Consider the following 608-nt stretch of genomic DNA (forward strand, 5'->3'; position numbering starts at 1 on the left):
ATGCTCTTGCTACCAGCAACACGCAGGGTGCTGGTGGTTTTGCGCTGCAATGTAATCTTGCGCGGTTCTTCCACTTTCGCCTTGTGGCTGCTCTTCAAGTGAGTCAGCAAAGACTGCTTCTCACTATCGCTCACACCTTCATCGGCGGCGGTGTGCGGCAGACCTGCCTCACGCATCTGCTGCAACAGGCGCTCTACCGGTGTTTTGACCTCATCGGCCAGTTGTTTCACCGTGACTTGCGTCATGCACTTCTCTCCTCAGGCCGCGCCTAGTTACTCGAACCAATGGGCTCGGGCGGCCATGATCAACTTGCCGGCACGATCATCGTCAATGCCGTCGATGTCGAGCAGATCGTCAATAGACTGCTCGGCCAGGTCTTCGCGGGTAATTACGCCGCGCACCGCCAGTTCCATCGCCAAATCCTTGTCCATACCCTCAAGCGAGAGCAGGTCTTCGGCCGGATGGGCGTCTGCCAGCTTTTCCTCAGTAGCGATGGCTTTAGTCAACAAACGATCCTTGGCCCGAGCGCGAAGCTCGTTGACGGTGTCTTCGTCAAAGCCGTCGATGTTGAGCATTTCTTCCAACGGTACGTAGGCAATCTCTTCCAG

At 56.4% G+C, this 608-nt stretch carries 2 protein-coding genes; both read right to left on the minus strand.

Annotated elements, in window-relative coordinates; all coding sequences use genetic code 11:
* Positions 1-245: translation initiation factor IF-2 N-terminal domain-containing protein (locus CFE47_RS31420; RefSeq protein ID WP_286843094.1), on the minus strand; the 245-nt coding region annotated here is incomplete at its 3' end.
* A gap of 27 nt (positions 246-272) precedes the next feature.
* On the minus strand, positions 273-608 hold a 336-nt coding region (locus CFE47_RS31425; RefSeq protein WP_286843095.1), incomplete at its 5' end, for a helix-hairpin-helix domain-containing protein.

The sequence above is a fragment of the Pseudomonas sp. PGPPP1 genome, assembly GCF_002255865.1.
In the GTDB taxonomy this organism is placed as follows: Bacteria; Pseudomonadota; Gammaproteobacteria; order Pseudomonadales; family Pseudomonadaceae; genus Aquipseudomonas; species Aquipseudomonas cremoris.